This window comes from Vibrio sp. DNB22_10_4 (assembly GCF_052879755.1).
Map to the genome: position 1 here is coordinate 1 of NZ_JBNNXW010000014.1, position 18,717 is coordinate 18,717.

At 42.0% G+C, this 18,717-nt stretch carries 18 protein-coding genes, 1 tRNA gene and 2 pseudogenes; 6 read left to right on the forward strand and 15 right to left on the reverse strand.

Annotation, left to right across the window (positions count from 1 at the left end; all coding sequences use genetic code 11):
• Nucleotide 1: 1 nt before the first annotated feature.
• From ACVA6Q_RS20810 to uvrY, 4 genes are all read right to left on the reverse strand, one after another.
• A tRNA-Cys gene (locus ACVA6Q_RS20810) sits at nucleotides 2-72 on the reverse strand.
• Nucleotides 73-427: 355 nt separating this feature from the next.
• Entirely contained in the window at nucleotides 428-982 is a 555-nt protein-coding gene (gene pgsA, locus ACVA6Q_RS20815; RefSeq protein ID WP_353498401.1) for a CDP-diacylglycerol--glycerol-3-phosphate 3-phosphatidyltransferase, read from the reverse strand.
• 48 nt (nucleotides 983-1,030) lie between these two features.
• Complete coding sequence (gene uvrC / locus ACVA6Q_RS20820) at nucleotides 1,031-2,866, reverse strand: excinuclease ABC subunit UvrC (protein WP_418641569.1); 1,836 nt, start codon at nucleotides 2,864-2,866, stop codon at nucleotides 1,031-1,033.
• Nucleotides 2,867-2,879: 13 nt separating this feature from the next.
• The gene (gene uvrY / locus ACVA6Q_RS20825) at nucleotides 2,880-3,524 is read right to left on the reverse strand and encodes a UvrY/SirA/GacA family response regulator transcription factor (RefSeq protein ID WP_006075673.1); all 645 of its coding nucleotides are present in this window, start codon (nucleotides 3,522-3,524) and stop codon (nucleotides 2,880-2,882) included.
• 484 nt (nucleotides 3,525-4,008) lie between these two features.
• Between uvrY and ACVA6Q_RS20830 the strand changes: the two genes are divergently transcribed.
• Complete coding sequence (locus ACVA6Q_RS20830; RefSeq protein WP_446648818.1) at nucleotides 4,009-6,387, forward strand: DNA polymerase II; 2,379 nt, start codon at nucleotides 4,009-4,011, stop codon at nucleotides 6,385-6,387.
• Nucleotides 6,388-6,613: 226 nt separating this feature from the next.
• Here the strand turns inward: ACVA6Q_RS20830 and ACVA6Q_RS20835 are convergent, their stop codons facing one another.
• The 4 genes and pseudogenes from ACVA6Q_RS20835 to ACVA6Q_RS20850 all read right to left on the reverse strand — a co-directional run bounded on the left by ACVA6Q_RS20835 (nucleotide 6,614) and on the right by ACVA6Q_RS20850 (nucleotide 7,993).
• Nucleotides 6,614-6,877, reverse strand: a complete 264-nt coding sequence (locus tag ACVA6Q_RS20835; protein WP_446648819.1) for a hypothetical protein — start codon at nucleotides 6,875-6,877, stop codon at nucleotides 6,614-6,616.
• A 329-nt stretch (nucleotides 6,878-7,206) separates the two neighbouring features.
• Nucleotides 7,207-7,506: pseudogene (locus ACVA6Q_RS20840) on the reverse strand (IS66 family transposase); the annotation flags it as partial.
• 20 nt (nucleotides 7,507-7,526) lie between these two features.
• Nucleotides 7,527-7,634 (reverse strand): annotated as a pseudogene (gene tnpB, locus ACVA6Q_RS20845) (IS66 family insertion sequence element accessory protein TnpB); the annotation flags it as partial.
• Nucleotides 7,631-7,993, reverse strand: coding sequence for a hypothetical protein (locus ACVA6Q_RS20850; RefSeq protein WP_446648820.1), 363 nt, complete (start codon nucleotides 7,991-7,993; stop codon nucleotides 7,631-7,633). The pseudogene tnpB and the gene ACVA6Q_RS20850, both read right to left, overlap by 4 nt.
• Nucleotides 7,994-8,145: 152 nt before the next feature.
• Here ACVA6Q_RS20850 and ACVA6Q_RS20855 point away from each other — a divergent pair, with 152 nt between their 5' ends.
• Complete coding sequence (locus ACVA6Q_RS20855) at nucleotides 8,146-9,021, forward strand: hypothetical protein (RefSeq protein ID WP_446648821.1); 876 nt, start codon at nucleotides 8,146-8,148, stop codon at nucleotides 9,019-9,021.
• 171 nt (nucleotides 9,022-9,192) lie between these two features.
• Nucleotides 9,193-9,843 carry a GntR family transcriptional regulator gene (locus ACVA6Q_RS20860; RefSeq protein ID WP_446648822.1) on the forward strand — a complete coding sequence of 217 codons (651 nt, stop codon included), beginning with the start codon at nucleotides 9,193-9,195 and terminating at the stop codon, nucleotides 9,841-9,843.
• Nucleotides 9,844-9,847: 4 nt separating this feature from the next.
• On the opposite strand, the gene rpiB is transcribed toward ACVA6Q_RS20860, so the two are convergent.
• The 6 genes from rpiB to ACVA6Q_RS20890 all read right to left on the reverse strand — a co-directional run bounded on the left by rpiB (nucleotide 9,848) and on the right by ACVA6Q_RS20890 (nucleotide 14,367).
• Nucleotides 9,848-10,315: a ribose 5-phosphate isomerase B gene (gene rpiB, locus ACVA6Q_RS20865; protein WP_446648823.1), complete on the reverse strand. Its 468-nt coding sequence runs from the start codon at nucleotides 10,313-10,315 to the stop codon at nucleotides 9,848-9,850.
• 81 nt (nucleotides 10,316-10,396) lie between these two features.
• A complete protein-coding gene (locus tag ACVA6Q_RS20870) occupies nucleotides 10,397-10,855 on the reverse strand; it encodes a YhcH/YjgK/YiaL family protein (RefSeq protein ID WP_446648824.1) in 459 nt (152 codons plus the stop codon).
• Between the two features lies 1 nt (nucleotide 10,856).
• Entirely contained in the window at nucleotides 10,857-11,501 is a 645-nt protein-coding gene (locus ACVA6Q_RS20875) for a GntR family transcriptional regulator (RefSeq protein ID WP_446648825.1), read from the reverse strand.
• Between the two features lie 28 nt (nucleotides 11,502-11,529).
• Nucleotides 11,530-12,828, reverse strand: a complete 1,299-nt coding sequence (locus ACVA6Q_RS20880; RefSeq protein ID WP_446648826.1) for a TRAP transporter large permease — start codon at nucleotides 12,826-12,828, stop codon at nucleotides 11,530-11,532.
• A complete protein-coding gene (locus ACVA6Q_RS20885; protein WP_446648827.1) occupies nucleotides 12,825-13,355 on the reverse strand; it encodes a TRAP transporter small permease in 531 nt (176 codons plus the stop codon). Before ACVA6Q_RS20885 ends, ACVA6Q_RS20880 begins: the two co-directional genes overlap by 4 nt.
• A gap of 43 nt (nucleotides 13,356-13,398) precedes the next feature.
• Nucleotides 13,399-14,367: a TRAP transporter substrate-binding protein gene (locus ACVA6Q_RS20890; RefSeq protein ID WP_446648828.1), complete on the reverse strand. Its 969-nt coding sequence runs from the start codon at nucleotides 14,365-14,367 to the stop codon at nucleotides 13,399-13,401.
• Between the two features lie 212 nt (nucleotides 14,368-14,579).
• Here ACVA6Q_RS20890 and ACVA6Q_RS20895 point away from each other — a divergent pair, with 212 nt between their 5' ends.
• From ACVA6Q_RS20895 to eda, 3 genes are all read left to right on the forward strand, one after another.
• A complete protein-coding gene (locus ACVA6Q_RS20895) occupies nucleotides 14,580-15,542 on the forward strand; it encodes a C-terminal binding protein (RefSeq protein ID WP_446648829.1) in 963 nt (320 codons plus the stop codon).
• Nucleotides 15,543-15,607: 65 nt separating this feature from the next.
• Nucleotides 15,608-16,546, forward strand: coding sequence for a sugar kinase (locus ACVA6Q_RS20900; RefSeq protein WP_446648830.1), 939 nt, complete (start codon nucleotides 15,608-15,610; stop codon nucleotides 16,544-16,546).
• Entirely contained in the window at nucleotides 16,533-17,162 is a 630-nt protein-coding gene (gene eda / locus ACVA6Q_RS20905; protein WP_446648831.1) for a bifunctional 4-hydroxy-2-oxoglutarate aldolase/2-dehydro-3-deoxy-phosphogluconate aldolase, read from the forward strand. Before ACVA6Q_RS20900 ends, eda begins: the two co-directional genes overlap by 14 nt.
• Before the next feature lie 335 nt (nucleotides 17,163-17,497).
• Here eda and ACVA6Q_RS20910 read toward each other — a convergent pair whose 3' ends face one another.
• Complete coding sequence (locus ACVA6Q_RS20910) at nucleotides 17,498-18,325, reverse strand: hypothetical protein (protein ID WP_446648832.1); 828 nt, start codon at nucleotides 18,323-18,325, stop codon at nucleotides 17,498-17,500.
• Nucleotides 18,326-18,717 lie beyond the last annotated feature (392 nt).

Consider the following 18,717-nt stretch of genomic DNA (forward strand, 5'->3'; position numbering starts at 1 on the left):
GAGGCGCCTCCCGGAGTCGAACCGAGGTCCACGGATTTGCAATCCGCTGCATAGCCACTCTGCCAAGGCGCCTTTTTGTTACTCTTGAAGTTTTGCTCTTCACTTTCGTTTTAAGCAGTTCCTCTTGAGTACGGGAGGCATTTTACGCAATCAGGAAAATGAGTCAACACGTTTTTTGATATTTTGAATCGTTTGACCAAGAAATACCCAAAAACCGCTAATTTGCTCAATTTTCTAGCAAAAACATGCACATTTAGGTCTAGTAAACTTGTCAACTTACCAAAAGACACCTAGCCGAGACGTTTGATTTGAGTCGACTTTTAGTCCTTCTGGCACCTACTCCTGCAAATTTCATACTGAGCTAAAAAGCACAAAGGCGAGCTTAATGCTCGCCTTTGTACTAAATACTGTTGAAGTAATCCGCTAACTACTCATCTGCATTAAGCAAATCGTCTTTTGCTGCCGCTAGGTATTGCATCATTGACCAGTAAGTCAAAACAGTCGCGACATACAGCGCCACATAACCTACCCAAATCATCCAATCGTCATAACGCCAAATAAGAACCCAGAGCGCAAACATTTGAGAAACAGTCTTGACCTTGCCCACCCAAGACACTGCCACACTTGCTCGTTTGCCAATCTCGGCCATCCACTCACGCAGTGCTGAAATAATGATTTCTCGGGCAATCATGGTCACAGCAGGAATGGTGACCCAAATGGAATGGTAATGTTCAGTGATGAGAATGAGTGCGGTGGCCACTAGGACTTTATCCGCGACCGGATCAATGAAAGCACCAAAACGGGACGTTTGCCCAAGCTTTCTCGCTAACATCCCATCGAGCCAGTCAGTGAAGCCTGCCACCCAGAAAATCATAGCGGCGGCAAACGGCGCCCAACTATACGGAAGATAGAAAGCAACGACGAACACGGGGATGAGAAATAATCTCAACAAAGACAAAATGTTAGGGATGTTTAAACGCATATTATTATCGGCTCTATTTTACTGCCTGTTTATGTTGCGGGATTTTCATCACTGTTTCAATGCTTGATAGATGTTTTCTGCCAAAGATTTGCTAATTCCTGGTATTTTGGCGATTTCTTCTACACTTGCACGTTTCAGCTCTTGTAAGCCACCCATGTATTTCAGCAATGACTGGCGACGTTTCGGGCCGATACCTTCAATTCCCTCTAACGGACTGGTACGACGAGCTTTCGCACGTTTTGCTCTATGTCCCGCAATCGCATGATTGTGGCTCTCATCACGAATATGCTGTATAAGATGCAGCGCTGGCGCGTCACTCGGTAAATTAAACTCTCGCCCTTCAGGCGTAATTAAAGTCTCCAGACCCGGTTTACGAGTTACACCTTTAGCAATACCCATCATTAGTGGGCGCTTCGGCCAATCGTCCCAGTATTCAGACACAATATCAACAGCGCGATTGAGCTGCCCTTTACCACCATCTATAAAGATAATATCGGGGATTTTGTCGACATCGATTTGCTTCGAATAGCGACGCTCAAGGACTTGCCCCATTGCGGCGTAGTCATCACCACCGGTTATACCTGTGATGTTGTATCGGCGATACTCTTGTTTCACCGGCCCCTCTTGATTGAATACAACACAAGAGGCAATGGTGTTCTCACCCATGGTATGACTGATATCGAAACATTCCATGCGAGTGATGTTCTCAATGCTCAATGCCTCTTGAAGGGCCTTGAAGCGCTGATTGATCGTCATTTTATGGTTGATCTTAGTGGTAATCGCCGTAAGTGCATTGGTGTTCGATAGTTTAAGGTATCGACCTCGTGCGCCAGTTGGGTTGATATGGAATAAAACCTTGCGACCGGCAATTTCAGTCAGGGCCTTCGACATGTCATTGACGTCTTCAACCAAACCGTCATTCAAAATGATTCGCGTTGGAATCGTTCGTGATTCAGAATGATTAAGGTAATACTGACTCAAGAAGCTGTAAAAGACTTCAGCTTGCTCTGTATTATTTGGGATCTTAGGAAAATGGCTACGGCTGCCTAAGATTTTACCTTGGCGAATCATCAAGATATGGACACAAGCCACACCATTTTCCTGAGCAAAACCCAGTACATCCATGTCATCATCACTGTCTTCAGAAACAAATTGCTGCTCTTGAACACGTCGAATAGCTTGGATCTGATCGCGGTACTTAGCGGCTTGTTCAAAGGCTAGATTGCGACTCGCCTCATCCATCTTCTCCACCAGCATCTGCACTACGTTTTTGTCTTTGCCTTGTAAAAATAAACGCAGTAAACCAACCAATTCATCGTACTCATCATCGGAAATGATAGTGCTGACACAAGGCCCCGCACAGCGACCAATTTGGTACATTAAGCACGGTCGACTTCGATTGGCATAGACAGAGTCTTCACACTGACGAACAGGGAAAATCCTTTGTAGCAAGTGTAGGGTTTGTCTCACGGCTCCAGAGTCTGGATAAGGGCCAAAGTACTCGCCTTTTTTCCGTCTTGCCCCCCGATGCATGGAAAGCCTTGGATGTTTATGGCCTGACAGAAAAATATAAGGATACGACTTATCATCTCGAAGCAATACGTTGTATTTGGGAAGGTACTGCTTGATGTAGTTGTGTTCGAGGATCAACGCTTCGGTTTCGGTATGTGTAACCGTGACATCGATTTTGTGGATGTTGCTGACCAGCGCGCGGGTTTTTTCGCTATCTACTCGCTTGCGGAAGTAGCTAGAAAGGCGCTTTTTGAGGTCTTTGGCTTTACCAACGTAGATAACGACCGACTCGGCGTCATACATACGGTAGACGCCGGGTTGGTTAGTTACGGTTTTGAGGAAGGATGTTGAGTCAAAAATGGGTTCCGACACGATACTGTCTCAACTATAGGGTCTCAGTATCTAGCATTCCATGTCGAATCGCTAAGTGGGTCAGTTCAACATCACCGTTGATATCAAGCTTACTGAACAGTCGATATCTATAGCTATTCACGGTTTTAGGACTCAAGCTCAATTGCTCTGAGATATCCGTTACCTTTTGGCCTTTGGTAATCATCATCATGATCTGAAGTTCACGTTCAGAGAGATCTTTGAACGGGTTTTCTGATGCTGATGAAAATTGGCTAAGCGCCATCTGCTGAGCAATCTCAGGAGAGATATAGCGCTGGCCGCTGTTAACAAGACGAATGGCATTCACCATTTCATCTGGCGCAGCGCCCTTGGTCAGGTAGCCTGCGGCACCTGCCTGCATAACTTTTGTCGGAAATGGGTTTTCCGTATGCACAGTTAACACGATGATCTTAATGTCTGGATTATGGCGAAGGATCTTTTTCGTCGCTTCGAGTCCACCAATACCAGGCATATTCATATCCATTAAAATGACGTCAACATGGTTGCTACGACACCATTTTACGGCTTCTTCACCACTGTCAGCTTCCCCTGCCACATTCATTCCACGGACGTCTTCAATAATACGTCGTATCCCTGTGCGAACCAGTTCGTGATCATCTACAAGGAAAACATTAATCAAACTTGTATCTCCACACTTATCTATTGGCTCTGCGACCACTTGAGGTTAGTGGATAGCAGCATGGCTGACTATCATACCTCATCTTACGTTTAAAAGCTCCCATACAAATCGTGCACGGGCGCATAGTTTGCGAAACACATTACGACGAAGATTCGACGTCGTCAATCATAAAAACTTTAAAATCATTAGGTTACAAATCATACAACCATTAGTTATCTCTAACGTAACCCCCCGATTTATGGGCATAAATCCACTTTAACCCACTATGAAACACCTATCACACTATCCGCTACATAATTGCAAAATATCGATATAAATCACTATTCTAGAAATCTAGTATTGCTACTAAAGTTTAGCCCAATTTGAGAAACTTTGGCTCTAGTGGGACCTTTGTTACACTTGACTATCACTCAGGGCTATCATTGTGTAAGAATTTGCACAAAATTTACTCAAGCTCAGCGCATCATGTAGGAATTTGCTTCATTTGGACATTCATCAAGGTTTTTTATTAACCCGCCAAGCCAGAGATACTCGGTTTGGCCCGCAAATAGAATTGTGGCTATCCACACCTCAAGGGCCCGCGCAGATTCTTATTGAAGGACAAAAACCGGTCTTTTTTGTGCCATCTGTCGATAAGACCCGTGTCCACAACGTGGCGCATGATGCAGGGTTTTCCATCACCTTTAACCAGATTGAGATGTCCAGCTTTGATGGCCAAAACCTGATCGCCGTTTATAGCGATTCTATCGCCAATGCTCGCCAGCTAAATGAAAAACTCATAGCGGCCGATATTCTCGTATTGGAAGCCGACATTAAACTTGCCGATCGCTATTTGATGGAACGCTATATTCAAGGAAGTTTAGCCGTCGCAGGTCGCACTGAGACCATAAATCCAGGTCAGCCGCATCAATTCCTGCGTATCACCGATGCGAAGTGTAAAGCTCACGATTACCAACCTGATCTCAACGTCGTGTCACTCGACATTGAATGCTCAGAAAAAGGCGTACTCTATTCCATCGGTCTTGATAGCCCAAGCGACAGTCGAGTCATTATGATTGGTGAGCCACAACAGTGTGACACACCAACTCAATGGGTCAGTGACGAAAGGTCACTGCTGCTTGCGCTCAATGATTGGTTTCAAGATTACGATCCAGATGTGGTCGTCGGCTGGAGTGTCATCGACTTCGATTTCAAACTGCTCAACAAGCGAGCTGAGTTCAATAACGTTGTACTCTCACTTGGACGCAATACACAAAAAATCTACTTCCGCACTCTGCCCTCTAGCCAGCAAAGCTTTATCACTATGCCAGGTAGGGTGGTGTTAGATGGGATAGATACCCTTAAAACCGCGACCTATAACTTTCGTTCTTGGTCGCTTGAGTCTGTGTCTCAAGAATTATTAGGTGAAGGAAAAGCCATCCACAATGTGCATGACCGCATGGATGAAATTAACACTATGTTTCGCAAAGACAAGCCCTCCCTAGCCAAGTACAACTTGCAAGACTGTGTGTTGGTAAACCGTATTTTTGACCACACCCACCTACTACAGTTTGCCATTGAACGCACCAAGCTTACGGGTGTGGAACTCGACCGTGTCGGGGGCTCAGTTGCGGCGTTTACCAACCTCTACTTACCGCGACTGCACCGAGCTCACTACGCGGCTCCTAATTTGCATCCTGAGAACTGGGTGGCAAGCCCCGGCGGCTATGTGATGGATTCCATTCCCGGTCTGTATGATTCGGTCTTGGTTCTCGATTTTAAGAGTCTATACCCTTCGATTATCCGCTCATTTTTGATTGATCCAATGGGACTAATTGAAGGCTTGAAGCTTGAAATCGGCAAAGATGACGACCAAGCCGTCGCAGGATTTAGAGGAGGTCAGTTCCATAGAATGCAGCATTTTCTTCCGAATTTAATTCAAGAATTATGGAAGGCGCGTGATGTCGCAAAAACCAACAATGAAAAGGCGTTTTCCCAGGCCATTAAAATCATCATGAACTCATTTTACGGCGTGCTTGGCTCATCGGGTTGTCGTTTTTTCGATACAAGGCTAGCCTCTTCCATCACGATGCGTGGACACGAAATCATGAAAACCACCAAAAGACTGATTGAAGAAAAAGGCTATCAGGTGATTTATGGTGATACGGACTCTACTTTCGTGTCATTAAACGCTGCCTTTTCACCAGAAGAAGCAGATAAAGTCGGCAACGAACTGGTTGAGGCGATCAACCATTGGTGGACTGAGCATCTCGAGCAAGAGTACAACCTAACTTCGATCTTAGAGCTAGAGTACGAAACACATTATCAACGATTTTTAATGCCAACCATACGCGGCTCAGAAACTGGCTCTAAAAAACGCTACGCAGGCCTAATCGGTGAAGGTGATAATGCACGCCTCATCTTTAAAGGATTGGAAAGTGCGCGTACCGATTGGACGGCGCTGTCACAGGCGTTTCAGCAAACACTTTATATGATGGTGTTTAACCATCAAGATCCTGCTGACTATGTTCGAGAGTTTGTTGAGTCGACGCTACGGGGTGAATATGATACGCAACTGGTGTATAAGAAAAGACTACGTAGAAAGCTGCACGAGTATCAAAAGAATGTTCCGCCACAAGTACGAGCAGCTAGAATGGCGGATGATATCAACCAACAATTAGGACGCTCGTTACAATATCAAAATCGCGGGCGCATCGAGTACGTGATAACTGTTAATGGACCTGAACCAAAAGAGTATCAACGCTCACCCATCGACTATCAACACTACATTGATAAGCAGTTAAGGCCAGTTGCGGAGGCTATCTTGCCGTTTATTGGCATGAACTTCGATGATTTGAGTGCGCCACAAATGGGGCTGTTCTAACTGCTAGGTTTTGTTCAATCAGTAGCATTTTGTCGGAGGACAACAAACTTTGATCGGAAACGCGCCTTTTCAAGCAATTATTGGGCTATAACAAAGTAAAATTTGATCACTTTCTGAAACGTTTTTGGACATAACTGAGCTAGTTACTTTGCTAATTTAGGAAAAAATTAATTAGCTCAGATATGGCAAAAGTGATCTAAGCCAACTAAGTTTGAGTTTAGACTGCCTATTGGTGATTTTTGCGTATGTTATCAAATATCAGTTTGGCTGAAACGCTTGCACATTGCTTCTCTGTGTCTACCATTAGGTCTGAAGTTGGTAAAGGAGGGAAGTTAAATCCACCTTGCTTATCTACTTGTTTGTATAGTTCTTTATCTGTTAGTTTTTTAAACTTGATTCGGCTTTCACTATCGAGTCTATTCAGTACTTCCTCTGTCGAACAAAGAAGCTCAACAAACACCACTTCTCTGCTTTGGCTTTTAACTAGCATAACCATTTCATCAATCAGTGCAGGATCTACGGTCGCTTCTAGGTGAAAGGTGAAAGGTGAAGATAAATGGTCTTTGCTCTCTGGCTTTTTGGAAAAAGGCTTCTTTCCACACTGCGGCTCTTACAGCACAAAACCCTTCAGGTCCAAAGTCAAATAGAGAAAGTGCAGTATCGTAAGCTGGCGGTAAACTCCCTAATGCAATAAATAACGGAAGGTAATTAGCCTTCCGTTTTATCGTTTCTCATCCGCACTGTAGGTTCCAGGGTATCACCGATTCCAAGTCCTCTGATGCACTCGCCAAGCGCTCAAACCCCACCGTCATCACTGCCTTGCACCTTTTGAGCGTCACTAAACTTACGGCGAGCATGAGCCCAACACCCAACCAAGTTGGCGTCTGTGTCTTTATAACCCTGATAACCATCCACATGTAGATAGCCCTGGTACCCTGCTAAAAAAGCACTTGCATGTGAGCCTGACCGACCCAGTTGATGGTCATACAACACGATATTACGGGCATTCTCATCATAAGGCGGTGGCGTGGATCCATCACTGCCTGAGCAGTATACCCACATATACGTTTTACACTTATCACTATCAATGACCTTAACCGGCGTTTCATCCGCATGAAGCCACTCGAGTCAGAGGGGTTGAGAGCCATACGCTGCTCGACTAAGTACGATAAGCCATCAATGGATTTACGGAAATCGACGGGGGTGGGATAAAGGTAAAGATGCTGAAACTCAGAGAAGGTTTTCATTGGTTGACCTCACGGATAAGTTCAGCGACCCATTGTGGAGAGGCATGTTCAGGTAGAATGAGGCTCACTACACCAACCGTCAATTCGATAGTCGGCAAAGAGCGACTTGCGGTGGTTGGAGTATCCTCTATGGTAGCGGGCTCTACTTTAATGAACTCATCGGTCGTGTGGTGACTCTCAAGACGGTTGCGTTGGCGATAAAACGCTTGCTGGTTGATGTTATTTTGGCGGCAGAACAAGACAGTAGAGTCCGCTGTCTTGTTCTGCCTGGACCAGCGTTGCCCACTCCTCATGAGTTTGGCTTCAGACAGTTCGTGGCATAAGGTCAAATCTTTAGTTGATAAACATCCCCTCAACATACAGTGTCACCTTGCTCATTGTTAGATGGGGTTTAGCGCCAGCTTACGTTCAATGCAGTTATTTAATATCACTTAGTGAAAAAACTAACATGTTAGTGTAAAATCGCAGGACTTTAGACTTTCAACAATTACAAAGACCTTAAGAGAATATAATGAGCATTGGTTTAATCGCGAGCGTATTAGGCGCATTGCTTCAAGCAGTGAACTATGTTTTAACTCAGAATTTGCAATCAAAAAACAACCTGTCCGAGTTTAAGCTATTAATTTCAATACACTTATGTTCTGGAATTCTGGCTTTGTTCCCTTTAATTGCGTTTAACTATATCGAGTTTGTGACTTTAGATTTAGTAACTAGCATGCTTTACGTGAACTTACCATATTTAGTTGCTCAGTATTTCATTCTAGTCGCAATAGCCAGAAGTGAGTCCGCTATAGTATCACCCCTATTAGCATTGAAAATTCCAGTTCTTGCCGCCTTATCTGCTGTTTTCTTTGGTGAAGATTTTAACTTAAATCAAATTATAGCTATCACACTAATAATTTTAACAGCACTAAGTTTCTCTTTTTCTTCAGGCAAACTTGACCTTGCTCCAATTTGCTGCGTAATTATTGCATGTATTGGATTTAGCCTATCAGACGTAGCCATTACCGATTTTTCGCACCAACTGCCCCCTAAATCTAGCTTAGAAAAGTCCTTTGCAACTATTAGCCTAAACTATACTTTTTGCGGTCTAGTCAGTTTGGTGTTTCTGCCAATATTTAGAGTAAGATGTAGAGATGTTTACCACGTAAAATGGATTTCGTTAGTCTGGTTAGGGGCCGTTATATTTTTAGTTATTGGATTCACAAACTCTGGCGTTGTGGCAGGTAATATTATCCAAACTCTAAGAGGAGTGTTTGGAGTTGCCATATCTTACCTGTTATTTAAGTGCACTTTTGAACAAGCTAAATCAATCTGGGTAAAAAAGCTAGCAGGCTCAATAGTAATGGTTCTATCAGTAGCCATTTTTTTTCTGCCAACTAACTAAGCACCAGAATACACTACCTCGATACTGGTTCCTGAAGTAAGGCTTCACACCTATGTCACCTCAAGAGAGAAAAAACGGAACCTAAGTTTCAAAAACTTTCATCAAGGTTATAGTACTTATATTGATCAATGGTGTATAATCCCGTTCTACCGTACAGACTACTAAACACAGATGAACAGTAACTTAAGCACCGTAACATACAATAGAATCCGAAACCTGATTGTTTCTGGAGCACTACCTATGGGTTCAAAAATATCTGAGTCAACGTTGCAAAAAAAACTCGAGTCTACTAAGGCCCCTATCAGAGATGCAATAAAACGGTTATCCGCAGAAGGCTTGCTCGATGTCCGCCCTAAGAGTGGGACGTATGTATTTAGTTTTAGTCAAGATGACTTTCAAGATTTTTTGCAGTTCAGATTACTATTAGAAGAGAGTGCTGTTGGCATTATTGTTAGTTCAAGGGAGAACTCTGGCGAGTTGGTAGGCCAGCTAGAAGCGATACATGACCAAATGATATATAGTCTTGAGATGGAACGTGTTTACGAATACATCAGGCTCGACAATGAGTTTCATAACGCATTGATACTGGCTTGCGGCAATCGCTATATAATCAGTTCTTACGCAACTATTGCACCAAGAATGTCTGCTGTGAGTGTAAACTTAACTAACTCGGGTGAACACCTTTTCAAGGGACTGGAACAACATAAAGCTTTAATCGAGGCGATCAAAACATTAGACCAAGACTCGGCTAACCGAGTCCTAGGATCGCATATTCTCCCTGAGTTTGGCTCGTTTTGGGAGCTTGAAAACATAGTAAAGTGATTTCTTAACTAACGCACAGTGTTTTTTGCTCCTCTTCAATCTCTCTGATCATTTTGAGCCTAAAAGTTCGCCTCTGAGAGTTTTCAAAACTGGTCTCCAACCAGGCTTTCAAAAGCTCGTTCGCCCTTTCTTCATTCAGATTGTCACTTCCTAAACAGATTACGTTTGTATTATTGTGTCGCATTGATAACCTAGCAGTATAGATGTCATTTGCTAACACTGCTCTAATACCGTTGAATTTATTCGCACAAATACTCATCCCAACACCTGTACTACATATAAGTACTCCTCGCTCAGCCTTACCAGCCACTATCGTACGACACAGCTTTTTGGCATAAGTTGCAGAGTGTGCCATCGTAAGCGAGTTTGTACCTACATCAACAGTTTCATAGCCTAGCTTAGTAACATGGCTTATTAGAGCAAGCTTTAAATCATGACCTCTATGGTCACATCCAAACGCTATTACCATCATTCCTCCTCTTTTTACTTTTACCCTACTTCTATCGCAATCACGAAAGAAGTAGGGTAGGTACTTACTGTAGGATGAAATTTCCTAGTTACATTCAGGCACTTTAATTTTTATTACGGCTTTTTTAACTCTATTACCTTCCGCAGCGTTTATTGGGGTGCACAAAGGCTTGTGGGGTTCACCCGGAAAAAACACCGCGAAGTCGCCCTTTCTTAGGGTCAAAAATGATTCATTCGATACAGTACCAAAAGCAACATCTTTCTCTTCCAGCTGATCGTCCGTAAACTCCAAACAGTCATTGGAAACTCCAAACATTTCAACCCCTTCCTTGACCAACTGAATATCAATATAGTCGTCATGGATCTCATACCTAGCCTGGTTTACATCCATCGTAGCAACATCAAAAGATAATACAAATATCTTATCCGATACATCTGTTCTCCCATCGATACTCATATCTAAGGCGGTGGGTAATGTCTCTTCTAACGCTTCCTTCAGAAATGATGGAAGGTGTGCAGTCTCATTAATGTTTCCAAAGTACATACTATATCTCTCCTATTGAATTTTTCCAAAAAGAACCACGTGATGGTAAAATATGTAGTTCCAATACTGCTATAGCATTTTTTATATCATCTAACATTAGAAAACTGATAATTTCCTTATGTTGACTTAGACCTATTTTGATATGTTCTATTGAATCAGCAAGTTGGTTTCTAATAGCCGACATTTTTGTTGCAATGGTATCATAGGACTCTATGATGAACTTATTTCCAGAAGCAACTACAATTTCCTGATGAAACTCGTCATTCAGTCTTACATACTCATACAATCTATTTGAGTTAACACTATATATCATTTGATCATAAATGATAGAAAGATTATTAGCCAATAACTGATACTTGTCCGCTGATAATATTCTTAGTGAGTTTACTTCAAGTATATGTCTATAGTGAAGAAACTCTTCAAACTCTCCTTGTTCAAAATCGAAAATGTATGTACCACTTTTTGGTATAACCCTAATCAGCCCCTCACTTTTTAGCTTCTTGAAAGCATTCCTTACTGGAGACTTTGTCGAATCAAGTCGTTCTATGATCATCGACTCGGATATTTTTGAACCAACTGGAAGCGCCCCAATAATTATTAAGCTCTTTATTCTCTCATATATAACGACATCTAGTGATTTGCTCATTATAATACATCCAAGCTAATAGCTTAACTTACATAAATACTGATGGGAGGAACAAAGACAACTGAGGTACAAACGTAACAATACTGAGCATAATAATCATAGCTAGCAAAAATGGAAGTATAGACTTAACCAAACTCTCTAAGCTCACATCTGCTACGCCCGTTGCTACAAAGAGGTTCGCACCAAGAGGAGGAGTACAGAAACCAATAGCTAGGTTAACTGTCATAATTACGCCAAAATGTATCGGATCTATACCAAATGATTGAGCTATAGGAAGTAATATTGGTGTCAGGATAATTATTGAAGCAATAGTTTCCATAAACATACCAACGATCAATAACATGACGTTTATCAGAAGAAGCACTAATAGTGGGTTTTCCGAAATGGACGTAATGAACTGTGCTACCTCGACAGGCACTCGTTCTAATGTCAATAATCTACCAAATGCCGAAGCCATTACCACCATTACTAAAACCGTGGCGGACGTTAGTCCAGAACGAACTAACACTTCTCCAAGCTGTGAAAAATGAAGATCTCGATATATAAAAAGACTTACAATCAGGGCATAAATTACAGCGACACCAGCGGCTTCAGTTGGAGTGAAAACCCCTCCATAGATCCCTCCTAAGATTATAATCGGTACAATGAGCGCCCAAATAGAGTGATTCCGCCAAGTAACTTTTTCTTTGTCTTCGTTCGGACAGACATCCACGTGTTCAACACTTTTAGGGGTTTGATTCTGATGAATAGTAAGCCTTGCGACTAGCATATACCCTAAGCCAAACATCGTTCCAGGAATCAAACCGGCAAGAAATAACTTACCTATCGACTCACCAGCAGTTACTCCATAAATGATTAATGGGATAGAAGGAGGAATCATGACTCCAGTTATACCCGCTGCTGCTGTAAGAGCAGCTGAAAATGGTTTCTTATAGCCATTCTTGCTCATTTCAGGGATCATATTCGATCCGATTGCCGCAACCGTTGCTGGCGACGAACCAGATATTGCAGCAAAAAACATAGACGCCAAAATATTTACATATGCCAATCCGGCTTTAAATCTACCAACAAGACTGTTTGCCGCCGAAACAATCCTAGCAGATAGCCCTCCTCTCTGCATTACTTCACCAGCGATAACAAAAAGTGGAATAGCAACAAGTGGAAATGAGTTACCCCCCATCACTGCACTTTTAGCTAACATTGATAGATTTGGGGTTCCTGTCATATAGTCTAAAACAATTAGCGAGGCGGTCCCTAAACATATTGCGATTGGTGCACCTAGTATAACAAGCATTATAAATACACCGAAAAGAACTAAAGATATCATTGACATACCTCTTTACTAACTTTTGCCAAACACAGCTCTTTGATTTCTGCAAGGATATTCTGAGCAATTCGATAGCTACTCAATAAAGCACCAAATGGTAGAGATGCGTACAGCCACTTCATACTCACTTGCGTATCCGTAAAAGGGTAATACAAAACGACAGACAGCTGCCTAGATATGAAAGGGCTCGTCATCTGTTTTATTCCAAGGTGAAGTATATGCAACATAAACCACAATATAATGACACTTACCAGTATATTCAAAATTACTTTTGCTCTTTGTGGCAATAGGTCTACAAAAGCAGTGACACAAATATGTTTTCTCGTCTTGAACCCGTAGCTAACTCCAACCCAAATAAACCAAATAAAAGACCACGTAACTAACTCTTCAGACCATGACAATGAAGAATTAAACACATACCTCATGCATACCTGGACAAATATAAGAATAACTATGTTCGCCAAAAGTAACGTAATAACCCATTCTTCTATGCGCTCATTTATAGTTTCTAGTATAATTTTCATCATTTTACCTTTTATGCCCACTCTGCCAGAGAGCAGGCATTTGATCTTAATTTAGAAGACTATCAACAACCTTTTTGTCAACCATTTTGTAGTATTTTTGCCTAACGGACTCGGTCTTTTCTTGTAAGTCGGAAATTTGTTCTGAAGAGAGTTCGTTAACTAAAACACCGGACTCTTTAATCTTTCCAAGAAATTCCTTCTCTCGCTTTTCAATGACTTCATTTTGATATTCAATTGATCTTTCTAGTGCTGAATTGACTAGTTTCTGATGCTCATCAGACAGACCATAATAAAATTCTGGGTTAGCTAGCACAATGTGTGTGGAGTAAACATGGTTTGTACGTGATAGGTATTTTTGGACTTCATAAAATCTACTTGAATAAACGTGTGTAATTGGGTTTTCTTGAGCATCTATCACTCCTTGTTGCAAAGCGGAATATACTTCATTAAAGGACATTGGAGTTGGAGATGCCCCCATTGCACTAAATGCTTCAATATGCGCCTGAACTTGCATCGTTCTAATCTTCATGCCTCGCATGTCATCATACGTGTAAATAGGTTTTGTGTTGGTCGTTATTTCTCGAATTCCATTTTCCATCCAACCCAGACCAACCATACCAATGTTCTCTGCTCTCCTTAGCAGCTCATGTCCAAAATCTCCATACAGTTTTGACAAAGCTTCTTCGCGACCACTAAAAGCATACGGCAAGCCAATCAAACTATAAGCTGGGTCCCAGCCAGCTAACATGTCAACAGTGGGAGTGGTAATCTCGATGACACCATCTTGAACAGACTCAATCAATTCTCTGTCAGCACCAATCTGACCATTCGCGTAGATGTCTACAGTAACCTCTCCGTTAGACTCACTTTCAACGAGATCTTTGAAGTGCAGCCAAGCAAGATTCATGTGATAGTCGCTAGGTGCTCCGTGACCAATCCGAATGTTTACATCAGCCCATGCTAAAGATGTTGTTGAACTAGCAACAAGGAGTGCTGATAGTAGTGTTTTTTTCATATTAATGCGCCTTTCTTACATGTTAGTTTCGTAGTGATTATCTTATTAATGGTAGAAATATAATGTGCTCCCGCTCAAGAAACAGATATTTACTACTTAGAAAATCATTTTGAACGACATTTATCACATATTTGGCCACTTACTATTGCGAACAGTCCTTTCATGGATTAGCTTCCAACTAAAACTAACATGTAAGATATGAGGAATAGAACATGAAGAAAGTCGTAATTCTAGGTACCGGTTACGCTAACTACGAGCCAGAGTCCAATGTCCTGGCAGACATAGAACATGAAATTGTTGAATTACCACCTCACACACCACGAGATCAAGTGATTGAAAATCTTAAAGAAGCAAACGCAGTCCTTGTCAGGCAGTCTGAAATTGAAAGTGAGATGTATGACGTGATGGGCGAATGCGAAATCATCGTAAGGTACGGTGTTGGCCTAGATAATATTGATCTTGAAAAGGCTAAGAGTAAGGGAATTAAAGTTTCTAACATTCCAGATTATGGTGCAGACATAGCTGTAGCGGAGCATGCGATTGCTCTAATGTTCGGTTGCGCACGTCGTCTTTCCAAGAGAGATGCAGACGTCAAATCCGGAAAGTGGGATATTGGCCAGGATGAGCCCCTCCTTTCTTTCGAAGGAAAAACTCTAGGGGTCGTTGGTTATGGCTCCATAGCTAAGAGTTTCATTCGTAAAACTTCAGGCCTTGGTTTTGAAAAGGTTCTTGTATGTGACCCTACCCTTTCTGTAGCTCAAGCTGAAGCAGACGGAGTAGTCCAAAGCAACATCGAAGAGTTGGCGAAAAATTGTGATTATGTTTCTATCCATGCTCCGTTGCTGCCATCGACTAAAGATATGTTTAATGCCCAAACCTTTGATCTGATGAAGCCGACTGCGATTGTTATCAATACTGGTCGTGGGGGAATCATCAACGAAGATGATCTGTATGAAGCCCTTATAAACGGCAAAATTTTCGCTGCTGGCCTTGATACTTTCGAAGCCGAACCGGTAGAAAAGAACAACAAACTACTTCGCTTGGATTCAACCATCTGTACTGATCATACTGCTTGGTACACTATTGAGACAGTGTCAACACTTCAAAGTCTTGCCGCTCAGGAGGCAAAGCGGGCGTTCCAAGGCAAACCACTAAAAAACTGGGTAAACCCGTAAACATCTAATCACTTGAACTTTTCATCGCGTACGCGAAATGTACGCGATGGAGTTAGGAGCTACAAATGAAAAAAATCGCATTCATTGGCGAATGTATGGTTGAGTTAAATGGGGTTCGACCATCACTATTCCAAACTTATGGTGGCGATACCTTGAACTCGGCCACCTATATGTCTCGGCTTTGTTCTGACAACGTTGAAGTGGCCTATATCACTTCGATTGGAGTTGATCCGTTGAGTCTCGATATAAAACGCGCATGGGAAGAAGATGGGATTAATACTCAACTAGTCCTTCACAACGACAAAAAAAACATGGGACTTTATATCATCAATGTTGATGATACTGGAGAGCGAACATTCACTTATTGGCGAAGTGACTCCGCCGCTAAGTACCTAATGTCTCATCCCAAAGCAGAAGAAACCTTCGCCGCTTTAAAGAAGTTTGATGCTGTAGTTCTTTCAGGAATTACTCTTGGAATCATGAGTAGAGAAGACCGAAAGGAGTTGTTCGCCAAACTGATTAATCTGCGCTTGTGGGGAGTAAAAATCATTTTTGATTCTAACTACAGACCCGCGTTGTGGGATTGTATCGAAGATACTATTGAAGCATACGATAATATGTTTGAAGTGACAGATATTGCATTAGTGACGCTAGATGACGAGCAAGCTTTGAGGCCACATGAAGTTGACGTACATCTTGTTGCTGAGCGAATTCTTAGGACAGGTACAGAAACAGTGGTCATAAAGAATGATCGAAACGGCAGTTTCTGTTTCGATAGTCAAAATAGTATTCATATTCCAACGGTGCCAGTAGATGTAGTTGATTCTACAGCGGCTGGCGACAGTTACAATGCAGGTTTTTTGTCTCATTACTTGAATGGCTTTGAGTTAACCAAGTGCTGTGAAGCCGGAAACAAAGTTGCAGGAATAGTTGTACAACATAGAGGCGCTATTGCTCCAAAATCTGAGACCGAACACTTGAGAGTTATAAATGAAACTATCTAATATTGCAGAAAAGTACCCACTGATCCCTGTAGCAGTCATTAATGATCTCTATGATGTATTACCCCTATGTGACCTACTTACTCGCAATAATCTGCCTGTGATTGAAATTGTACTCCGTACTAGTTGTGCTTTAGACGCTATTAGTGAAGCAAAAGCGAGCTATCCGAACCTTACTGTCATAGCCGGCTCTGTTAAAAACCCACATCAAGCTCGAGCGGCCCAGGCAGCTGGTGCAGACATAATTGTTTCTGCTGGCTTAAACTTGAGTACAATCGAAGCTTGCAAGGAGCTAGGTATTGAAATAGTTCCTGGAGTCAACAATGCTAGTGACATAGAACGAGGGTTAAACGTGGGGATAAATAGTATGAAGTTTTTCCCAGCAGAAGCTTCCGGAGGTATCCCTATGTTAAAAGCTCTTTCAAGTGTTTACTCTGAAGTAAATTTTATGCCTACTGGTGGGTTGTCGATGAAGAATGTAACTCAGTACTTAGAATTAAACTCTGTTCTTTGCTGTGGTGCCTCTTGGTTTATCGATAGTGAGCTAATTAAAGAGAAAAACTGGGCAGGAATTGAAGCGAAAGTTCAAGAGGCAATCGAAATCACATCTCAAAATTAATTGTATTAGTTCAGACTAGCTCTGACACTTCAATTTGAAACAATGAGAGTTACCCACTTTGATTAAAATCGCCAAGCCCGTTCTCAAAGACAACAATAGGTAGCTCTCATACTTCATACTAGTAATAACTTTGTTGCAAAGTTGAGTTTAAGAGCAAACTGGTAAGACCCCACTTAACTAGACACTGAACGAAAAAGAAAATTCAGGCCAAGTGATGAGCCATTGATGGGTGTTCAAAAAGCGCCCAAAATTGGAATGGGGCAAAAATATCTTGGAACTGTCGAACTAAACTAAACCATAGACTCTCAACAATCTCTATTTAGGGAAGTGATAATTTAATAGCCTATCAGTTCATTGAGGTTAGCGTACCTTTCGACATAGCGATCTAAAGAGTGATCTTTCCCCTGAGAGAAGGCTTCATGGTCATCACCTAAAGTCGACAGGCGCACATAGTAATCCCTTGGGTCACTAGGGGTGAGTTCTATCTCTGTGCCCTTGCGTGCAAAACCATAAAAGCTAGAGACACGAAATTGAAAATGAATCGAATAAGCCAACATTTCGAGCGCATAGCTACTTTGAATGGATTGTTCATTCTCAAACTCTGACATCCTAGATAAAAAAACTTGCAACTCAACCAACAACTGAGTCAACTTTTCAGAGTTTTCTTCCTCAGCATATTTTATACAATCTCTGAAGGTTGGTTCAAAACCATTTGGCTTCGCATGTCTACTAAACTCTTTTGCTAAGTTTTCTTTATGCTCACTCAGTTGCTGCGAAAGCCTGTTCGCAAGATAGAAGCTACGTAAGGAGGTGCTACATTGTTGAGCATAAGTATCTATATCAGCTAGCGCATGAGGCAAAAATGCTCTAGCGGCAATGAAATTACGTTTAGATTCACACCGTGCTCTCTCTTTTTCCAACTTTCTAGCTTGTGCATCTAGGTAGATAGCTATACCAGCAGTTATTGCAGCAGCAAGCAGTGCAATCATACCAGCATTGAATGTTTGCCATTCAAACCAAATCTCAAGTGTACTTTGATAACCTTTTGATGCTAGAGGAATCAATACCATGGAGCACAGATACCACCCTAAAATAACACTAAAAATCAAGCCAATAACAATCTTTACGCGCAAAAACACCCCCCAATTGATGTACTCGTCCACAAGCACTCAACATCTCATCTTTATGTACAACGCTCATCAAAATAACAAAACAACCTCATAGTAGAATCTTATATGAGAAAACGTTGGTCAATATAATCATCCTTGTTTAGTGAAGAGTAACGACTCTAAGCAGAAAAGGGGCAAAAATAAGCTAGCCTCGTTACTCAGTTTGCAGAGTTGACGATATAATTCAGTGGGCGCAGCCAGTAGATTCCTGCCTTCGCAGGAATGACCGGATTTGGATTATTGACACCGAAAGGGGCAAAAGTGTGCCAGAGCCTAATCAGCAAGGTTCTGAACAAAAGCCTCTTAGTTATACGAAACACTCTGCTTTCAATGTATTTGCTATCCTCTCAAAAAGTGAGGATCTCCTACCGCGAGTAGGTAACTGA

Coding starts and splice junctions, on each gene's coding strand:
- ACVA6Q_RS20870 (WP_446648824.1), bottom strand. CDS start 10,855: ATGTACTTTGGAAACATTAATGAGACTGCACACCTTCCATCATTTCTG.
- ACVA6Q_RS20875 (WP_446648825.1), bottom strand. CDS start 11,501: ATGAGCAAATCACTAGATGTCGTTATATATGAGAGAATAAAGAGCTTA.
- rpiB (WP_446648823.1), bottom strand. CDS start 10,315: ATGATGGTAATAGCGTTTGGATGTGACCATAGAGGTCATGATTTAAAG.
- ACVA6Q_RS20835 (WP_446648819.1), bottom strand. CDS start 6,877: ATGCTAGTTAAAAGCCAAAGCAGAGAAGTGGTGTTTGTTGAGCTTCTT.
- pgsA (WP_353498401.1), bottom strand. CDS start 982: ATGCGTTTAAACATCCCTAACATTTTGTCTTTGTTGAGATTATTTCTC.
- ACVA6Q_RS20860 (WP_446648822.1), top strand. CDS start 9,193: ATGAACAGTAACTTAAGCACCGTAACATACAATAGAATCCGAAACCTG.
- ACVA6Q_RS20885 (WP_446648827.1), bottom strand. CDS start 13,355: ATGATGAAAATTATACTAGAAACTATAAATGAGCGCATAGAAGAATGG.
- ACVA6Q_RS20850 (WP_446648820.1), bottom strand. CDS start 7,993: ATGTTGAGGGGATGTTTATCAACTAAAGATTTGACCTTATGCCACGAA.
- eda (WP_446648831.1), top strand. CDS start 16,533: ATGAAACTATCTAATATTGCAGAAAAGTACCCACTGATCCCTGTAGCA.
- ACVA6Q_RS20895 (WP_446648829.1), top strand. CDS start 14,580: ATGAAGAAAGTCGTAATTCTAGGTACCGGTTACGCTAACTACGAGCCA.
- ACVA6Q_RS20880 (WP_446648826.1), bottom strand. CDS start 12,828: ATGATATCTTTAGTTCTTTTCGGTGTATTTATAATGCTTGTTATACTA.
- ACVA6Q_RS20855 (WP_446648821.1), top strand. CDS start 8,146: ATGAGCATTGGTTTAATCGCGAGCGTATTAGGCGCATTGCTTCAAGCA.
- ACVA6Q_RS20890 (WP_446648828.1), bottom strand. CDS start 14,367: ATGAAAAAAACACTACTATCAGCACTCCTTGTTGCTAGTTCAACAACA.
- ACVA6Q_RS20900 (WP_446648830.1), top strand. CDS start 15,608: ATGAAAAAAATCGCATTCATTGGCGAATGTATGGTTGAGTTAAATGGG.